Raw genomic sequence first — 18,142 nt, 5'->3', positions numbered from 1 at the left:
TAACAAAGGCGACTAATTTGCTGGCTGTTCGATTTCGATTGTTTGGTCTGCCGGCGAGAGGTTATGACTTTGACAATGACGGTCTGCTCACCGGCGCCGGTGACGAAACCCTCACGCGCGATCCCGGCGATGGCTTGATTACCGGCAGCACGCTCGGCGGTGTCACCAGCGCGGTGACCTACGACGGCTTTGGTGAACCGCTGACCGACACTGTGACTGATGGCGCCACGAACCTCTACAGTGTGGGCTATACGCGCGACAACCTCGGCCGGATCACGCAAAAGACGGAGACTGTGAACGGAACCACGGCCACCTGGCTCTACGGCTATGATGGGGACGGCCGCCTCAATGCCGTGACCGAGAACGGCCTTCCGGTGGCCTCGTATGGGTATGACCAGAACGGCAACCGCGTGAGCGTGAATGCCGCGATGATTGCGACCTACGACGATCAGGACCGGCTACTGACCTTTGGCAGCAACAGCTATACCTATAATGCCAACGGCGAGCTGCTGACCAAAACCAATCCCGGCGGCACGGCGAGCTACACCTGGGATGTGCTGGGGAACCTGCAGGCCGTGAAGCTGCCAAGCGGAACAGCCGTTACCTATCTTTACGATGGCCAGAACCGCAGGGTGGGCAAGGAAGTGAACGGCACGCTTACCGAAGGGTTCTTGTACGATGGTCAATTGGAACCGGTGGCGGAACTCGATGGCAGCGGCAACATCGTCGAGCAGTTTGTGTATGGCACCCGGCCGAACGTGCCGGATTACATCATCAAGGCTGGCGTCGAGTATCGGGTGATTAGCGACCAGGTCGGCAGTCCGGTGCTGATTGTGAACGCCTCGACCGGCGCCGTCGCCGAGCAGGTCACCTACGATGCTTGGGGCAACATCTCCTCAGACTCGAACCCCGGGTTTCAGCCGTTCGGGTTTGCGGGAGGACTATACGATTTAGGTACTGGCCTCGTGCACTTCGGGGCGAGGGATTACGATCCGCAGACGGGACGCTGGATCAGCAAGGATCCGATTTTGTTTGCCGGAGCGGGTCCGAATCTTTATGCCTATGTTGTAAACGATCCTGTAGACCTTGACGATCAGATGGGATTGCACTGGGAATATTCCCAATCCACTGGCATCGTTACCTATGTCAGTGATGAGAATGGCGAACGGTACTCCGTTGGCTCTGCATATTCTGGAAATGGGGCGGGGCTTAACAATCCGAATATGGCAGATTTGCCGAATATTGGTCCTATTCCTGTGGGCCTCTACTATATTGGAGCGCCAGAGACTGTTGTGACCAATGAAGGTCATGTATTGCAATATGCCTTGCCGCTCACACCGTTTTCTGGGAATGAAATGCATGGGCGGAGCGGCTTCTTCTGGCATGGGCCCAAGCGTAACGATACAGGTAAAACTTCATCTAACGGCTGCATCGTATCCGATCGTCGGCTGCGTAAGCTGGTGGCAAGCATGCGTAACAGTCCACCCGATGATATATTGCAGGTGGTGCCATGAGGCGTACTCTGGTTTCGCTAGGGGGTGCTTGTCTTTTCGTTGCGCTAACAGCGCAAGCACAGAATTTCCTAGACGCAGTTAAAATACTTCCTAAAGGTAATACAATCATTAGTACCACTATTAAAAATGTCAATGTAGTTGTAACAATTAAAACACATGAAATTCAGAATGGAACCCCGAGTCACATAGACACCACGGCGACTAAATTTACAAGTTGCACAAATAGTAGGGTGCCTTGTAGCGTGGTGGATAACGTTACCATATCGGTTAACGGGAAAAACATATTTGTCCCACGATCAGTCTTTTGCGACCTTGCCGACCTGGATCGCGGCATGCTTGTTACGGACAATGGAAATCAGCAATTGGCACTCATTTTCTGGGTGGGCGATGCTGCGGAAGCGTATATTGTAAAAATTGATTTCAACAACGTGCGCGTAACACGTCGTCGTCTCTCGTTGGACATCCACCAGCGCGAATTACTACAGGATACTAAGTATTATCTTCAGTCCTTCGATGGTTAGGCACGCAGGCTGAATCTACGGGGACTTGGGGGGTCGTCACGGATGTGGCGGCGGAGAGTAAGAACATTCACGCCAACTATAATGGTCAGAACCGTTTGGTGGGCAAGGAAGTGAACGGCACGTTGGTCCAGGGTTTCCTGTACGACGGGCAGCTTGAGCCCGTTGCGATGCTGGATGGCTCCGGCAACATTGTCGAGCAGTTCGTGTACGGCACTCGCCCGAACGTGCCGGATTACATCATGAAGGGCGGGGCGGAATATCGGGTGATTAGCGACCAGGTCGGCAGTCCGGTGCTGATTGTGAATGCCTCGACCGGCGCCGTCGCCGAGCAGATCAGTTACGACGCTTGGGGCAATGTCACGTCCGACTCAAATCCGGGATTTCAGCCATTTGGGTTTGCGGGCGGGTTGTATGATCGTGATACCGGGTTCGTGCATTTTGGAACGCGGGATTATGACCCGCAGACGGGGAGGTGGATCAGCCGCGATCCGATTCTGTTTGCGGGTGGAGACAGTAACCTCTACGGATACGTGCTCGATGATCCAATCAACGATTTCGACGCTAATGGTCGTGGACCCGTATTGGCAGTTGTCGGCGGACTTATAGGAGGTGGGTTGGAGCTCGCAAGTGGCTATTTAAACGGTGATCGTGGTTGGGCTCTAGACAGAGACTTTGGCGCCGGTGCGGCAACGGGTGCGCTCGCTGGCCTCACATTCGGTGGTTCCCTGCTTGTCGAGGGAGCTGGCATTGCTGGGCGTGGGCTTGCGACTGCGGGTATTGAAGCACTCCGGGAGCAGTCAAATTATGGCTGTGTGAACGGTAGAGAGGTACTGGCGGCGGGGTTACTGAGCGGATTCAGCGAAGTTGCTGGCTTGGGCGCAGGGGTATCAATAAAGCAAGCCGCGCAGGATCAGGCGGGATTTTTCTATCGTGAAGCGGAAAACATCAATTTTGGGGTAAGCCAAGGCTTGCCAGCGGTAGGGAAGATCCCGGCAGCCGCAAACAGTTCCTCACAGAGACCATAGATGACCGGTGCGAACGTCGGTATAGCATATATCGGTGCTGCAGTTGGTATCACTGTGTTATTGATTTTGGGGGGCTTGTTTCATCACAAGGAAGCGCATGGTTTCAGCACCTATAGATATCCGCCACCGTGGTACTGGTTTCTGTATATTTTCTCTCTAATTTGCGCTGTGCTTATTATCGTGATTTTGTTCCTGCCAAGGCGGGATAACCTTCTGCCCGTCGAGGTTGCTTTGTGCCCCGCTTTCGTGGTGGCAATGGTGGCGGCAATTTACATACGGAAAGCTCGCGTAATAATAAATAAGGAATCCATAACATATATTGGACTCAGAGAGCACCGGATTGAGTTTCGTGATATCAGCACAATTACGACAAAAGGGCATTCGGACCGAGACAATCAACTGATCATACATACACGTGGTAACAAACGACTGTTAATTAGTGGATTATTTGAAGACTTTGATCAAATGGTAGCAGAGCTACGGTCAAAGTGCCCGCAGTTTAATAAGCAAGCGTAAGACGTGATCGATACGTTTACCAAGTGGCTCCTATGCGATGGCCAATTGGAACCAGTGGCGGAATTTGACGGCTCCGGCAACGTCGTCGAGCAATTTGTGTACGGTACCCGCCCGAACGTGCCGGATTACATCATGAAGGGTGGAGTGGAGTATCGCGTTGTTGCCGATCAAGCCGGGAGTCCGGTGTTGATCGTGAACGCTTCGACCGGCGCCGTCGCAGAGCAGATTACCTACGATGCTTGGGGCAATGTCACCTCGGACAGCAATCCGGGGTTTCAACCGTTCGGGTCACTGAGAGTTGATTCTGCATCACATATATAGACTTGGATGTTGCCAGATGAATCGCCAAAGATCTATTTTGTATCGGACCCGTACGCCATGGAAATCCTGGTTAATGCCCGTAGGTCGCGTATCCCCGCGCAATGCAGCAAGCCGCTCCACGCTATGGCGACCATGGGGGTCACGTATGGCGGTTGGGTGATGCGCGGCCGTGGACACCGTGGTGGCTTCGCGGTTACCAGTCACGCAGCCTTAGCCGATTTGGCCTTAATCACTGCCAGTAACTGGCGCCGCCACGATAGAAGAAATCATGGCGGAGGGCTTACAATCACACCATAGTATTTCCAGGGATTCCGTTATGAGCGCGACTGTACTTACACCCAAGCAGGAAGTAGAAAAGCTCCTGGGCCATCTGCCGGAAAACAGCACGTTGGAGGATATTCAATATCATGTGTACGTGCTGGAGAAAATCAAGCGGGGTCAGGCAGACATTGTGGCGGGGCACAGCCACACCCACGAAGAGGCCAAGGAGCGGTTACGAAAATGGCTGCAAGACTGATTTGGTCGAACGAAGCGCTTAACGATGTTTCTGCCATTGCCGAATACATCAGTCGCGATTCCTCCTACCATGCCCGCCGGGTAACCCAAGAATTCTTCACGATTGCCGAAGCGGTTGTCGAGCAACCAAAGCTTGGACGCGTGGTGCCAGAACTGAACGATGAGCACGTGCGCGAACGATTTCTTTACAGTTACCGTCTTATCTACGAGATACAAGGCGACAGGCTGCATATCCTTGCCGTGATTCATGGGCGACGTTTATTGGAAACGCTTAGTAATCGCTTCAGCGGAGCGCCAAACACAGAATAGACTATGACTCCTGCGGAAATAAGCTGCTGTCACGATGTCGTAGGGCGGAGGATGCAGATGACGGTGGTCGGCTAAAGTCTGGTGACCGACGGCTACGATCAGGATGGCCGCCTCGACGCGTGACCAAGAAGCCCGATCCGATAGCGAGTTGCAGTTTTGACCAGAATGACAACCGTGTGAGCGTGAACGCGGCGATGATTGCGACCTACGACAACCAGGATCGGCTGCTGACCTTTGGCAGTAACAGCTATGCGTACAACGCCAACGGCGAGTTGCTGGCTTATTTCCTGCAATCAGTACCAAATGCCATGCGGGGTTCCCCGGTAAATTTACCCTAGGTAAGTGCCCCCGACGTTTAACCCACCCGAAAGGTTGATTCCGACGCAATCCACCGCTAAGCTCTCACACCTTTTTGCATAAGCCACTGGCGCGATCCCATGCGCAAACGACTGATAGCCGGCAACTGGAAGATGCATGGCACGCGCGAGGGCGCCCGCAGCCTGGCCGGGGCGGTCGTTCAGGGCGTGGCAAAAGATGTGCGAGCGAACGTGGTGCTATGTCCGCCCTACGTACACTTGGCCGAGGTTGCGGTGGTCCTGCACGGAACTGCGGTGGGCCTCGGCGCGCAGGATGTCTGTGACGTTGCGTCCGACGGCGCCTACACCGGCGAGATTTCGGCCGGGATGCTGCGCGACTGCGGTTGCCAATACGTGATTGTCGGCCATTCCGAACGGCGTACCTTTTATAACGAGAGCGACGAGCTGGTGGCGCGCAAGTTTGCGGCGGCGCTGACGGCCGGGCTCATACCTATCGTGTGTGTGGGCGAAACGCTCGCGGAACGTGAGCGGGGTGAGACTCATGTCGTGGTGTTGCGCCAGCTCGAGGCGGTGCTTGCCACCTCCGGCATTGCCGCGTTTGCCAAGGCGGTGGTGGCCTACGAACCGGTGTGGGCCATCGGCACGGGCAAGATGGCAACGCCGACCGAAGCCCAGGAGGTGCACGCGCTGATCCGGGCAAGAATCGCGCGGGATGATGCTAAAATAGCCACGGATTTACGCGTGATCTATGGCGGCAGCGTCAAGTCGTCCAACGCCGGCGACCTGTTCCACATGCCTGACATTGACGGCGCCCTGGCCGGTGGGGCCTCTCTGGAAGCACCCGAGTTTGTGGCGATCTGCCGGGCGGCAACTTGATTCATCTACCTTATAGTTCAGAGTGTTTGCATGCTGTACACGATCCTTGAAATCATCCTGGTGTTCGTCGCGGTGGCCCTGATTGCATTGATTCTGCTGCAGCAGGGCAAGGGTGCGGATGCGGGCGCCGCGTTCGGCAGCGGTTCCTCCGGCACGGTATTCGGCGCGGGCGGCTCGGCCAATTTTCTCAGCCACGCCACGGCCATCCTGGCCACGGCGTTTTTCATCCTGGCTTTGGCCATGGCGTACCTGTCGCATCACACCACCGCGACGCCGCAAAGCGTCGTGGAGCGTGCCGCGCAGCAGCAGGCCGCAACTTCACAGCCGGCCGTACAGCAACCGCCGATAGCCAAGCCATCTTCGGGGGCTTCCGGGCCGCCCGCAGCCGTGACCAAGCCGCCGGCCAAACCTCCCGGCGGTCGATGACGTGACCCGCGCATCGCCTTTTGGCGTTGCGATACGTTAAAATTGCCTGCCTCTGTGGACGACTGGCAAACGCGCCGGTACCTGCAACCCACATTGCCGACGTGGTGGAATTGGTAGACACGCTACTTTGAGGTGGTAGTGGGTAAAACCGTGGGAGTTCGAGTCTCCCCGTCGGCACCAGCCCCTCGCGGCGACCGGTTGTGCAGGGGGATCGCCGCAGTATCCGGTAGGAGAGCATGCTCCAGAATTACGTTCCCATCTTGCTGTTCCTGATCCTGGGCGGCCTTTTTGGCTGCGTGCTGGTGGGCGCCGGGTTCGTGGCCAGCACGTTGTTGCGCAATCGCCGCCCCGACAGCGAGAAAGACTCTCCTTACGAGTGCGGCTTCGAGCCTTTCGCGGACAGCCGCGCAAAATTCGACGTGCGCTACTACCTGGTCGCGATCCTGTTCATCATCTTCGATCTCGAAATCGCCTTCCTGTTTCCCTGGGCAGTGACGCTGCACGGCATGGACCTGTTCGGCTTCTACGCCATGATGATCTTCCTCGGCATTCTGGTGGTCGGCTTTATCTACGAGTGGAAGAAGGGAGCGCTGGAATGGGAGTAGGGCCGCGCAGCGAGCAGGGCGGTTTCGTCACCACCAGTGTGGATGCGGTGGTCAACTGGGCGCGCACCGGGTCGCTCTGGCCCATGACCTTCGGCCTGGCGTGCTGCGCCGTGGAAATGATGCACGCGGGCGCCGCGCGTTACGACCTGGACCGCTTTGGCGTGATCTTCCGTCCCAGTCCGCGCCAATCCGACGTGATGATCGTGGCCGGCACGCTGGTCAACAAGATGGCGCCGCCGCTGCGCAAGGTGTACGACCAGATGCCCGAGCCGCGCTGGGTGATTTCCATGGGCTCGTGCGCCAACGGCGGCGGCTACTATCACTATTCCTATGCGGTGGTGCGCGGTTGCGACCGCATCGTGCCGGTGGACGTGTACGTCCCCGGCTGCCCGCCGAGCGCCGAGCAGCTTCTGTACGGCATCATTCAGCTGCAGAAGAAGATCAAGCGCACCAACACGATTGCGCGTTAGCCGGATGAATTCATGAGCATGGCCACCGACAAACTCGCCGGCGCACTCGAAGCGCGCTTCGGGAAGAAGCTGACGCAGGTGCCGTCGAGCGTGGACCAGTTGACCTGCGAATTGCCCGCGGCCGATGTGCGCGATATCTGCCGGGCGTTGCGCGACGAGGAGCCGTTCCAGTTCGAACAGCTCATGGATGTATGCGGGGTGGATTACCTCGGTTACGGCGAGGATGAGTGGCTCACGCAGCACGCCACGGCCACCGGATTTGCACGCGGCGCCAACCGCCGGACCTGGGACATCGAGGCGCGCAAAACTCCGCGCTTTGCCGTAGTTTATCACCTGCTCTCGATCCGGCACAACCAGCGCCTGCGGCTGCGCGCCTATTGTCCGGACGACCCGCCCATGATGGACTCGGTCACCGACATCTGGGCTTCGGCCAACTGGTTCGAACGTGAAGCCTTCGACTTTTTCGGCATCCTGTTCAACGGGCATCCCGATCTGCGTCGCATTCTCACCGATTATGGTTTCGTGGGCCATCCGTTCCGCAAGGATTTCCCGCTTTCCGGCAATGTCGAAGTGCGCTATGACCCGGAGAAAAAGCGCGTGGTGTACGAGCCGGTGGTCATTGACCGCCGCGTGCTGGTGCCGCGCGTGATCCGGCAGGATGCGCGCTACGTGCCAGCGTTCAAGGATTTGCCGAAAGATGCCTGAGATCCGCAACTACACCATGAACTTCGGACCGCAGCATCCGTCCGCGCACGGCGTGCTGCGCCTGATCCTGGAGATGGACGGCGAAGTGGTCACCAAGGCGGACCCGCACATCGGGCTGTTGCACCGCGCCACCGAAAAACTCATGGAAAGCAAGATCTACCACCAGAGCATCGGCTATATGGACCGGCTGGATTACGTGTCCATGATGTGCAACGAGCACGCCTACGTGCTCGCCATCGAGAAGCTCATGGGCATCGAGCCGCCGGTGCGCGCGCAATACATCCGCACCCTGTACGACGAACTGACGCGCATCACCAATCACCTGCTGTGGCTGGGATCGCACGCCATGGATATCGGCGCGCTCACGGTGTTCCTGTATTGCTTCCGTGAGCGCGAAGACATCATGGACATGTACGAGGCGGTGTCGGGGGCGCGCATGCATGCCTTTTACTACCGCCCCGGTGGCGTGTATCGCGATCTCCCCGATTACATGCCGCAATACCAGAAGTCGCGCTTCCGCAGCCAGGGGGACATGCGCCGCATGAACCGGCCACGCGAGGGCTCGCTGCTGGATTTCATCGAGGACTTCACGCGGCGCTTTCCCAAACTGGTGGACGAGTACGAGACGCTGCTCACCGACAACCGCATCTGGAAGCAGCGCACCGTCGGCATCGGCGTGGTCTCACCGGAGCGCGCGCTGCAGCTCGGATTTTCCGGACCGATGCTGCGCGGCTCGGGCATCGAGTGGGATTTGCGCCGGAAGCAGCCCTACGCGGTTTACGACCGGATGGATTTCGACATCCCCGTGGGCGTGAACGGCGATTGCTACGACCGTTATCTGGTGCGTATCGAGGAAATGCGCCAGTCGAACCGCATCGTGCAACAGTGCATCCAGTGGCTGCGGGCCAACCCCGGACCCGTGTGGCTGGAGGATCACAAGGTCACGCCGCCGCTGCGCGAAGAGATGAAATCCGACATGGAATCCCTGATCCACCACTTCAAGTACATGACCGAAGGCTACTGCGTGCCGGAAGGCGAGGCGTATGTAGCCATCGAGCACCCCAAAGGCGAATTCGGCATCTACATGATTTCCGACGGCGCCAACAAACCGTTCCGCGTGAAAATCCGCGCCGCCGGGTTTGCGCATCTTGCGGCGCTGGACGAGATGGTGCGTGGCCACATGCTGCAGGATCTGGTGGCCATCATCGGCACCCAGGATCTGGTGTTCGGCGAGGTGGACCGGTGACCGCCACCGCCGTGAAAACCGCGGGCCTGTCGAAGCACGTGCGTGAAGCGACTGACGAGGCCGTTAAGAAATACCCGGACGGCCGCCTGCGTTCCGCGGTATTCGTCGCCTTGCGCGAGGCGCAGCACGAGAACGGCGGCTATCTGAGCGTGGAGCTGATGGATGCGGTGGCCGCGTATCTCAAGCTCCAGCCCATCATGGTGTACGAGGTCGCGAGCTTCTACTCGAATTTCGAGACCAAGCCCGTGGGCCGGCACAGCATCGCGGTGTGCACCAATATATCCTGCATGTTGCGCGGTGCCGACGACATCGTGGCGCACATCGAAAAGAAGCTCGGCGTGAAAACCGGCGAGAGCACCTCCGACGGGCGCTGTTACCTGAAACGCGAAGAGGAGTGCCTGGCGGCTTGCGCCGGCGCGCCCATGATGATGGTGGATCACAAGTATTACGAGAATCTCACGCCGGAAAAGGTGGACAAGATCCTGGAGGGCCTGAAATGAGCATTCCGCTGGATCAGGTCTGCCACAACACCCTGCAGTTCGATCAGCCGTGGACGTTCGAGAACTATCTCAAAGTGGGCGGCTACAAGGCGTGGCGGAAGATCCTCAAGGACAAGATTCCGCCCGAACAGGTGGTCGAAGAAGTGAAGGCTTCGGGCCTGCGCGGGCGCGGCGGCGCGGGATTTCCCACCGGCGTGAAATGGAGCTTCATGCCGCGCACGCCCACCGGTCCGTCCTACGTGGTGTGCAACTCCGACGAATCCGAACCCGGAACCTGCAAGGACCGCGACATCCTGCGGTTCAATCCGCATGCCGTGGTCGAAGGCATGGCGATCGGGTGCTACGCCATGCGCGCCGAGGTTGGATATAACTACATGCGCGGCGAATTTTCGGACGAGCCCTACCGGCGCTTCGAGCAGGCGCTCAAGGAAGCCTATGAGCAGGGATTGCTGGGCGAGAACATTCTGAAATCCGGCGTGCGCGTGGATATCCACTCGCACCTCGGTGCGGGCGCCTACATCTGCGGCGAGGAAACCGCGCTCCTGGATTCGCTTGAAGGCAAGAAAGGTTGGCCGCGGTTCAAGCCGCCGTTTCCCGCGAACTTCGGCGTGTTCGGTCGCCCGACCACGGTCAACAACACCGAGACCTTCGCTTCGGTGCCGAGCATCATGCTCAACGGCGCCAAATGGTTCGCCGCCTTCGGCAAGCCTAACAACAGCGGCACCAAGATTTTCTCGGTCACCGGCCACGTGGACAAACCCGGCAATTTCGAAGTGCCGATGGGGACGCCGTTCAGGGAATTACTCGCCCTGGCCGGCGGCGTGTGGAAGGGCAAGCGCCTGAAAGCCGTGATTCCGGGTGGGGTCTCGGCGCCGGTGTTGCCCGCCGACACCATGCTGGCCTGCGACATGGATTTCGACTCGCTGCGCAAGGCCGGCTCGATGCTCGGTTCGGGCGCGATCGTGGTCATGGATGAGGACACCTGCATGGTGCGCGCGCTGGAAGTGATTTCGCGTTTCTTTTACTCCGAATCCTGCGGGCAATGCACGCCCTGCCGCGAAGGCACCGGCTGGATGCACCGCGTGATCTCGCGCATCGAGCACGGCCAGGGCCGGCCGCAGGACCTCGACATGGTGGTGGACGTGTCCAAACACATCGAGGGCCATACGATTTGCGCTTTCGGCGATGCGGCGGCCTGGCCGGTACAGGGTTTCATCCGCCATTTCCGCGACGAATTCCAATACCACATTGACCACGGCTGCTGCCTGGTCGGCCCCGGCGCCAAACGCCAGGCCGCCTGAGATTGAAGTGAGACTGCTGAATCATGGCTGAAGCGTTCGTCAACATCGAGATTGATGGCAAGCCGATCAAGGCGCACAAGGGTGAGATGATCATCTGCGCCGCGGATCGCGAGGGTATTTACATCCCGCGCTTCTGCTATCACGAAAAACTTTCGGTAGCCGCGAACTGCCGCATGTGCCTGGTGGAAGTGGAGAAGGCGCCGAAGCCCCTGGTGGCCTGCGCCACGCCGGTAGCCGAGGGCATGAAGGTACTCACGCGCTCGCAGCGCGCCCTCGACGCGCAGCGCGGCACCATGGAGTTCCTGCTCATCAACCATCCGCTGGACTGCCCGATCTGCGACCAAGGCGGCGAGTGCGAATTGCAGGATCTCTCCATGGGCTACGGCCGCCACATCGCGCGGTTTTCCGAGCGCAAGCGCGCGGTCAAGGACAACGATATCGGCCCGCTCATCCAGACATTCATGACGCGCTGCATTTACTGCACGCGCTGCATCCGCTTTCTGCAGGAAATCGGCGGCATCCAGGAACTCGGCGATACCGGGCGCGGCGAGCACTCGCTGGTGGGCACCTACGTGGCGCGCAGCGTGGACAGCGAACTCTCCGGCAACGTGATTGACATCTGTCCGGTGGGCGCACTCAATTCCAAGCCCTTCAAGATGCACGGCCGTGGTTGGGAGATGACCCAGATCGAGGGCGTCTCGCCGCACGATTGCGTAGGCTCGAATCTTTACGGTCACGTGCTGCGCGGCAAGGTCATGCGCGTGGTGTCGCGGGCCAACGAAGCGGTGAACGAGGCCTGGATATCCGATCGCGACCGTTTCAGCTACACCGGGATTGATTCGCAGGAACGCCTGCTGCGCCCGCGGATCAAGCAGGACGGCGCGTGGCGCGAGACCGACTGGCAAACCGCGCTCACGGCTGCCGCGACGGCGCTGCAGTCGGTGCGCGGCGATGCCGCGGCGCTGGCCTCGCCGAATTCAACGCTCGAAGAGCTGTACCTGCTGCAGAAACTGGTACGCGCGCTCGGCATCCACAGTGTGGATACGCGCCTGCGGCAGGCGGACTTCCGCGACGACGAGTTCGAGCCGCTGTTCCCGTGGCTCGGTCAGTCGCTCGAAGACCTGGCGCAGCTCGATGCGGTGCTGGTGATCGGTTCCAATACGCGCAAGGAGGCGCCGATGCTGGCGCATCGCCTGCGCATGGCGGCGATGCGCGGCAACCAGGCGGGCAGTGACAGCTATACCTACCAGCTCATGGCGCACACCGAGCAGATGGCGGGCGCACACGGCGCCAAAGTCATGTTCCTCAATCCGCGCGAATATGAATTCCTGTTCCCGATGGCCGCGTATGTGAATGCCGGCACGCGCGGCATGCCGGCGAATCTCGCGGCCATACTGAAAGCTGCGTTGCAGGGCGGAGCGGCGCCCACGCATCTGCAGGATATTGTCAAGGCGCAAAAACCCACCGAGATACATAAAACGATTGCGGCCAAGCTGCGTGAGGATGGCCGCAAGTCCGTGCTGCTCGGACATCTGGCGCTGCAGCATCCGTACTATGCGGACCTGCGCGCACTGGCCGCGGCCCTGGCGCAGGCCACCGGTGCGCAGCTTGGTTACATCAGCGAGGGCGCCAACAGCGCGGGCGCCTGGCTCGCGGGCGCGGTGCCGCATCGTCTGCCGGGCGGGAAGAGTGCCGCGATCCGGGGCCTGGATGCCAAAGGCATGTTCGCCCAGCCGCGCCGCGCGTATCTGCTCATGGGCGTGGAGCCTGAACTCGATTGCTGGGACGGCGCGTACGCCATGGCTGCGTTCAAGTCGGCGAGCGCGGTCGTATCCGTCACGCCCTATGTGACCGAACGCATGCTGGGTTATGCCTCGGTGCTGCTGCCGGCCGCGACCTTCGGTGAAACCTCGGGCACTTTTGTGAATGCCGAAGGCCGCTGGCAGAGTTTCACCGGCATGGTCAAGCCGCTGGGTGAAGCGCGGCCGGCGTGGAAAATTCTGCGGGTGCTGGGCAATGCCTGCCAGGTGGATGGGTTCGACTATCAGTCGTCCGAAGAGGTGTGCGACGAACTCAAGGCGCAGCTCCGCGAGATCAAGCCGGACAACAGCTTTCGTGGCTCCCGGATCGTGAGCGCGCAGGAATCCACAAGTCCGGGCTTGCAAAGTTTCGCCGAGGTGCCGTTGTATGCGGCCGACATGCTGGTGCGCCGCGCCGGGCCGCTGCAGCAGACGCGGGATGCCGATGCTGCATGGTTGCGCCTGTCTCCCGAGGATGCCGAAAGGTTGAAACTCGTTGATGGCGGCCAAGCCAGGGTCAAATACAACGGCAGCGCAGTTTCACTGCCGGTGAAACTGGACAGAAGCGTGCAGGCGGGTGAAGTGGTCTGGCCCGCGGGCATCGCAGTCACCGCGGCGTTTGCGCCGCTCACCGCCGCCGTGACAGTGGAGAAGGGCTGATGGGCACGCTGCACAGCCTGGTGAGTTACTGGAATTCGCTGCCGCCCGACCTGCAGCTCACCATCCGTTCGATCGTGTTCATCATCATCCTCATCATCTGCCTGGTGCTGGCGGTGGCGTACATGACGTACGCCGAGCGGCGCGTCATCGGCTTCATGCAGGTGCGCATGGGACCCAACCGCGTGGGCCCATGGGGGCTGCTGCAGCCGTTCGCCGACGTCTTCAAGCTGGTGTTCAAGGAAGTGGTGCTGCCCACGAACGCCAACCGCTTTCTGTTTCTCGTGGCGCCGGTCATCTCCATCACCACCGCACTCGTGGCCTGGGCGGTGATTCCGTTCAGCAACGGCGTGATTTTGTCGAACGCCAACGCCGGGCTGCTGTATCTGCTGGCGGTGAGTTCCTTCGGCGTGTACGGCATCATCCTGTCGGGCTGGGCCTCGAACTCGCGTTACGCGTTTCTGGGCGCCATGCGTTCGGCCGCGCAGATGGTGGCCTACGAGATCGCCATGGGTTTCGCGCTCGTGGGCGTGCTGCTCGCCGGCCGCAGCCTGAATCTAAACGAAATCGTGCTGGGCCAGAGCGGCAACATCGGGCACTGGTATGCCTGGCCGCTGCTGCCGCTGTTCTTCGTGTATTTCATCTCGGGCGTGGCCGAAACCAACCGCCTGCCGTTCGACGTGGCCGAGGGCGAGTCCGAGATCGTGGCCGGATTTCACGTGGAGTATTCCGGCACCGCGTTCGCGGCGTTTTTTCTTGCCGAATACGCCAACATGATCCTGGTGTCGGCGCTCGCCACCGTGATGTTTTGCGGCGGCTGGCTGTCACCGTTTCAGGGCTGGCAGGCGCTGGCCGCGAGCCCGCTCGGATTCCTCACCGCCACGAGCTTCATCTGGTTCGCACTCAAGGTGTGTTTCTTTCTGTACTGCTTCCTGTGGTTCCGGGCCACGTTCCCGCGCTACCGCTATGACCAGATCATGCGGCTCGGCTGGAAGGTGTTCATACCGATCACCATCGTGTGGCTGGTGCTGGAAAGCATTGCCGTAGTGTTCAAGGTTCCACCGTGGTTTGCGTGACGTCATGCATGCGCTAGTGCGTTGGGTGCGGGGTTTGCTGCTGGTTGAGCTGTTCGAGGGCCTGGCCCTGACCGGTCGGCTGTTCTTCGCCCACAAGTTCACGGTGCGCTATCCCGAGGAGCACACGCCCAAATCTCCGCGCTACCGCGGCCTGCATGCGCTGCGCCGCTATGCGAACGGCGAGGAGCGCTGCATTGCCTGCAAGCTCTGCGAAGCAGTGTGCCCGGCGCTCGCCATCACCATTGATTCCGAGATGCGCGAGGACGGTACGCGCCGCACCACGCGCTACGACATTGATCTTTTCAAGTGCATCTATTGCGGCCTGTGCGAAGAGGCCTGCCCGGTGGATTCCATCGTGCTGACCGCGGTTACGGACTTTCATTTCGAGAAACGCGGTGAGCAGATCTATACCAAGGAGATGATGCTGGCCTTGGGTGACAACTACGAGGCCCAGATCGCGGCGGATCGCGCCGCGGATGCCCCTTACCGCTGAACGAGGCACCTTTGATCCAGCAAATCGTATTTATCGTGCTCGCAGCGCTGACCATCGGGTCAGCGCTGGGCGTAATTACCGCGCGCCACACGGTGCATGCGGCGCTGTTTCTGGTCATGACCTTCGTGGCCAGCGCCGGCCTGTGGTTGCTGCTGCACGCCGAGTTCCTGGCGCTGGTGCTGGTGCTGGTGTACGTGGGCGCGGTGATGGTGCTGTTCCTGTTCATCGTGATGATGCTGGATACCGATAGCCAGTCGCTGCGCCACGGATTGGTGCGCTATGCGCCGCTCGGCGTGGTGGTGGCGCTGATCGTGTTCGCCGAAATCGGCTACGTGGTGTACAGCCGCGAGCTGGGGGTGAGCTTCGGCACGCCCTTGCCGCATGCTGCCGACTTCAGTAACACGCGTGCCCTGGGCGAGACGATTTACACCGCCTACGCCTTCCCGTTCGAGCTTGCCGCCGTGGTGCTGTTGGTCGGTATCGTCGCGGCCATCATGCTTACCTTGCGCCGGCGACCGGGTGTGCGCCACCAGAACATCTCCAAACAAGTGCGGGTCAGCGCCAAACACGGACGCCTGCGCATCGTGAAGATGCCGTCTGAGCCCCGCACCCCGGAGAAGAACCCGTGATCACGCTGTTCGACTTTCTCGCCCTGAGCGGCGCGCTGTTCGCCATCGGCTTGGCGGGTATTTTCCTCAACCGCAAGAACGTGATCCTGCTGCTGATGTGCGTGGAGCTGCTGCTGCTGGCCGCGAATTTTAATTTCATCGCATTCTCACGCTACCTGAACGACATTTCCGGCCAGGTATTCGTGTTTTTCATCCTCACGGTGGCGGCCGCGGAAGCTTCCATCGGCCTGGCCATCGTGGTGGTGGTGTTCCGCAACCGCAGCAGCATCAACGTCGACGACATTGACAGCCTGAAACACTGACATGAGCGCATTCCTGCCCATGATGCTTGTCGCCATCGTGCTGGCTCCGCTGACCGCCGCGGTCATTGTGGGCTGTGGCATGCGTTTCATCCTGCGCTGGAGCGCACACGTACTCACCATTCTTGCCGTGGCGCTGTCCACCGCGCTGTCCGCCTGGGTGCTGTGGCAGATGGTGTTCGCGGGCCTGGGCAGCTACGACATCAATCTCTACGATTGGGGCAGCATCGGCAATATCCATTTCAGCATCGGCTTCATGATTGACCGGCTGAGCGCGCTCATGATGACGGTGGTGAGCTTCGTGTCATTGATGGTGCACATCTACACCATCGGCTACATGGCGGAGGACCCTGGCTACAAGAGGTTCTTCAGTTACATCTCGCTGTTCACGTTTTCCATGCTGATACTGGTGATGGCCAACAACTTCCTGCAGCTGTTCATCGGCTGGGAGCTGGTCGGCCTGGTGTCCTACCTGCTGATCGGCTTCTGGTACACGCGCCCCACGGCGATTCGCGCCGGCCTCAAGGCCTTCATCGTGAATCGCGTGGGCGATTTCGGCTTCATCCTCGGCATCGCGCTGGTGCTCAGCTCTTCCGGCAGTCTGGATTACAGCCAGGTGTTCGCGCACGCCCCCGCGCTCGCCGGCCAGCACATCGAACTGTTCTCCGGCCTGGTCTGGTCGGTGCCGACGGTGATCTGCATCCTGCTGTTCGTGGGCGCGGTGGGAAAATCCGCGCAGGTGCCGCTGCATGTGTGGTTGCCGGACTCCATGGAGGGCCCGACGCCGATTTCCGCCCTGATCCACGCTGCCACCATGGTGACCGCCGGCATCTTCATGGTGGCACGCCTGTCACCGCTGTTCGAGCTTTCCGACACCGCGCTCTCGGCGGTGATGATCGTCGGCGCGATCACGGCGTTCTTCCTCGGGCTCGTGGGCATCGTGCAGAACGACATCAAGCGCGTGATCGCGTATTCCACCATTTCACAACTGGGCTACATGGCGGCCGCACTCGGTGCGTCGGCCTATGCGGCCGGCATTTTCCACTTGATGACGCATGCCTTCTTCAAGGCGCTGCTGTTTCTCGGCTCCGGCTCGGTGATCATGGCCATGCACCACGACCAGGACATGCGCAACATGGGCGGTCTGCGCAAGTACATGCCGATCACGTATTTCACCTTTCTCGCGGGTTCGCTGGCGCTCATCGCATTCCCGGGATTTGCCGGGTTCTTTTCCAAGGACTCCATCATTGACGCGGTGCATGACTCGCAGCGCAGCGGCGCGGTGTTCGCCTATTGGTGCGTGCTGCTCGGCGCCTTCGTCACCGGCCTGTACACCTTCCGCTGCGTGTTCATGACCTTCCACGGCAAGGAGCGCTTCGTGGTCGAGCAGGGCGCCGGCCACGGCGGCCACGAGGAGTTGGCGCCCGGGCATCTGCCGCACGCGCCGCGCGAGTCGCCTTGGGTGGTGACCGTGCCGCTCATGCTGCTCGGCATCGCCTCGGTGGTCATCGGCTGGCTGACGATCAAGCCGCTGCTGTACGGCGGCTTCTTCGGCAGCTCGATTTACGTGGCGCCCGAGCACCACGTAATGCAGAAGCTGGCGGAGGAATTTCACGGCGCCGGCGCCATGGTGGCGGCGAGCGTGGCGACGCCTACATTGTGGCTGGCAATCGCTGGGCTGGTGGTAGCCTGGATTTTCTATATCTACAAGCCGGCCTGGCCGGCGGTGCTGGCCAAAGCATTCAATCCGCTTTACCAGTTGCTGGTGCACAAGTTCTATTTCGACGAGGCCTACGCGTTGTTCGTCGAGGCGGGCTCGCGCATGCTTGGCCGCTGGCTGTGGATCGGCGGTGACGGCGCGGTGATTGACGGCGTGCTCGTGGACGGCAGCGCCAAGGCCGTGGGCTGGTTCTCGCGCGTCCTGCGCCGCGGCCAGACGGGGTATCTGTATCACTACGCGTTCGTGATGATCATCGGCCTGTGCGTGCTGCTGGGCTGGCTGTTGCTGCGCTGATAACAAG

Annotated in this window: 21 protein-coding genes and 1 tRNA gene; all 22 read left to right on the top strand. The window is 60.2% G+C overall.

The genetic code is table 11. The annotated features are described in order from the left end of the window. The first annotated feature begins 17 nt into the window (after positions 1-17). The 22 genes from VJR90_05735 (at position 18) to nuoL (ending at position 18,135) form a co-directional block, all read left to right on the top strand. On the top strand, positions 18-1,514 hold the full coding sequence (locus VJR90_05735) for an RHS repeat-associated core domain-containing protein (protein ID HKV96973.1): 1,497 nt from the start codon (positions 18-20) through the stop codon (positions 1,512-1,514). Further along, positions 1,511-2,035 (top strand): hypothetical protein, encoded by a 525-nt coding sequence (locus VJR90_05730; protein HKV96972.1) that lies wholly within the window; start codon positions 1,511-1,513, stop codon positions 2,033-2,035. Before VJR90_05735 ends, VJR90_05730 begins: the two co-directional genes overlap by 4 nt. A 44-nt stretch (positions 2,036-2,079) precedes the next feature. Then, positions 2,080-3,060 carry an RHS repeat-associated core domain-containing protein gene (locus VJR90_05725; protein HKV96971.1) on the top strand — a complete coding sequence of 327 codons (981 nt, stop codon included), beginning with the start codon at positions 2,080-2,082 and terminating at the stop codon, positions 3,058-3,060. Positions 3,061-3,579: 519 nt separating this feature from the next. Then, positions 3,580-3,897, top strand: coding sequence for a hypothetical protein (locus tag VJR90_05720; protein ID HKV96970.1), 318 nt, complete (start codon positions 3,580-3,582; stop codon positions 3,895-3,897). A gap of 316 nt (positions 3,898-4,213) precedes the next feature. Beyond that, entirely contained in the window at positions 4,214-4,414 is a 201-nt protein-coding gene (locus VJR90_05715; GenBank protein HKV96969.1) for a hypothetical protein, read from the top strand. Beyond that, positions 4,399-4,722, top strand: a complete 324-nt coding sequence (locus VJR90_05710) for a type II toxin-antitoxin system RelE/ParE family toxin (GenBank protein ID HKV96968.1) — start codon at positions 4,399-4,401, stop codon at positions 4,720-4,722. Before VJR90_05715 ends, VJR90_05710 begins: the two co-directional genes overlap by 16 nt. Before the next feature lie 119 nt (positions 4,723-4,841). Then, on the top strand, positions 4,842-5,060 hold the full coding sequence (locus tag VJR90_05705) for a hypothetical protein (protein ID HKV96967.1): 219 nt from the start codon (positions 4,842-4,844) through the stop codon (positions 5,058-5,060). Between the two features lie 99 nt (positions 5,061-5,159). Beyond that, positions 5,160-5,915 (top strand): triose-phosphate isomerase, encoded by a 756-nt coding sequence (gene tpiA, locus VJR90_05700; protein HKV96966.1) that lies wholly within the window; start codon positions 5,160-5,162, stop codon positions 5,913-5,915. Positions 5,916-5,945: 30 nt separating this feature from the next. After that, positions 5,946-6,341 (top strand): preprotein translocase subunit SecG, encoded by a 396-nt coding sequence (gene secG, locus VJR90_05695; protein ID HKV96965.1) that lies wholly within the window; start codon positions 5,946-5,948, stop codon positions 6,339-6,341. A 95-nt stretch (positions 6,342-6,436) separates the two neighbouring features. Continuing rightward, a tRNA-Leu gene (locus VJR90_05690) sits at positions 6,437-6,521 on the top strand. Positions 6,522-6,577: 56 nt separating this feature from the next. After that, positions 6,578-6,946 (top strand): NADH-quinone oxidoreductase subunit A, encoded by a 369-nt coding sequence (gene ndhC / locus VJR90_05685; protein HKV96964.1) that lies wholly within the window; start codon positions 6,578-6,580, stop codon positions 6,944-6,946. Then, a complete protein-coding gene (locus VJR90_05680; GenBank protein HKV96963.1) occupies positions 6,937-7,416 on the top strand; it encodes an NADH-quinone oxidoreductase subunit B family protein in 480 nt (159 codons plus the stop codon). Before ndhC ends, VJR90_05680 begins: the two co-directional genes overlap by 10 nt. 12 nt (positions 7,417-7,428) lie before the next feature. Beyond that, the gene (locus VJR90_05675) at positions 7,429-8,121 is read left to right on the top strand and encodes an NADH-quinone oxidoreductase subunit C (protein ID HKV96962.1); all 693 of its coding nucleotides are present in this window, start codon (positions 7,429-7,431) and stop codon (positions 8,119-8,121) included. Next, positions 8,114-9,367 carry an NADH-quinone oxidoreductase subunit D gene (locus VJR90_05670; protein ID HKV96961.1) on the top strand — a complete coding sequence of 418 codons (1,254 nt, stop codon included), beginning with the start codon at positions 8,114-8,116 and terminating at the stop codon, positions 9,365-9,367. The genes VJR90_05675 and VJR90_05670 overlap by 8 nt, the downstream gene beginning before the upstream one ends. After that, the gene (nuoE, locus tag VJR90_05665; protein ID HKV96960.1) at positions 9,364-9,867 is read left to right on the top strand and encodes an NADH-quinone oxidoreductase subunit NuoE; all 504 of its coding nucleotides are present in this window, start codon (positions 9,364-9,366) and stop codon (positions 9,865-9,867) included. The genes VJR90_05670 and nuoE overlap by 4 nt, the downstream gene beginning before the upstream one ends. After that, the gene (gene nuoF / locus VJR90_05660) at positions 9,864-11,168 is read left to right on the top strand and encodes an NADH-quinone oxidoreductase subunit NuoF (protein ID HKV96959.1); all 1,305 of its coding nucleotides are present in this window, start codon (positions 9,864-9,866) and stop codon (positions 11,166-11,168) included. The genes nuoE and nuoF overlap by 4 nt, the downstream gene beginning before the upstream one ends. A gap of 23 nt (positions 11,169-11,191) precedes the next feature. Continuing rightward, positions 11,192-13,627 (top strand): NADH-quinone oxidoreductase subunit NuoG, encoded by a 2,436-nt coding sequence (gene nuoG, locus VJR90_05655; GenBank protein ID HKV96958.1) that lies wholly within the window; start codon positions 11,192-11,194, stop codon positions 13,625-13,627. Next, the gene (gene nuoH / locus VJR90_05650; GenBank protein HKV96957.1) at positions 13,627-14,700 is read left to right on the top strand and encodes an NADH-quinone oxidoreductase subunit NuoH; all 1,074 of its coding nucleotides are present in this window, start codon (positions 13,627-13,629) and stop codon (positions 14,698-14,700) included. Before nuoG ends, nuoH begins: the two co-directional genes overlap by 1 nt. A 4-nt stretch (positions 14,701-14,704) precedes the next feature. Continuing rightward, positions 14,705-15,193 (top strand): NADH-quinone oxidoreductase subunit NuoI, encoded by a 489-nt coding sequence (gene nuoI / locus VJR90_05645; protein ID HKV96956.1) that lies wholly within the window; start codon positions 14,705-14,707, stop codon positions 15,191-15,193. Between the two features lie 11 nt (positions 15,194-15,204). Then, positions 15,205-15,822 carry an NADH-quinone oxidoreductase subunit J gene (locus VJR90_05640; GenBank protein ID HKV96955.1) on the top strand — a complete coding sequence of 206 codons (618 nt, stop codon included), beginning with the start codon at positions 15,205-15,207 and terminating at the stop codon, positions 15,820-15,822. Further along, positions 15,819-16,124, top strand: coding sequence for an NADH-quinone oxidoreductase subunit NuoK (gene nuoK, locus VJR90_05635; GenBank protein ID HKV96954.1), 306 nt, complete (start codon positions 15,819-15,821; stop codon positions 16,122-16,124). Before VJR90_05640 ends, nuoK begins: the two co-directional genes overlap by 4 nt. A gap of 1 nt (position 16,125) precedes the next feature. Beyond that, entirely contained in the window at positions 16,126-18,135 is a 2,010-nt protein-coding gene (gene nuoL / locus VJR90_05630) for an NADH-quinone oxidoreductase subunit L (GenBank protein HKV96953.1), read from the top strand. Positions 18,136-18,142: the final 7 nt, after the last annotated feature.

The organism is Gammaproteobacteria bacterium, assembly GCA_035279405.1.
Lineage (GTDB): Bacteria > Pseudomonadota > Gammaproteobacteria > Natronospirales > REEB76 > REEB76.
Note: the sequence above shows the minus strand (reverse complement) of the source record. Positions and strands in the feature narration are given on the sequence as shown.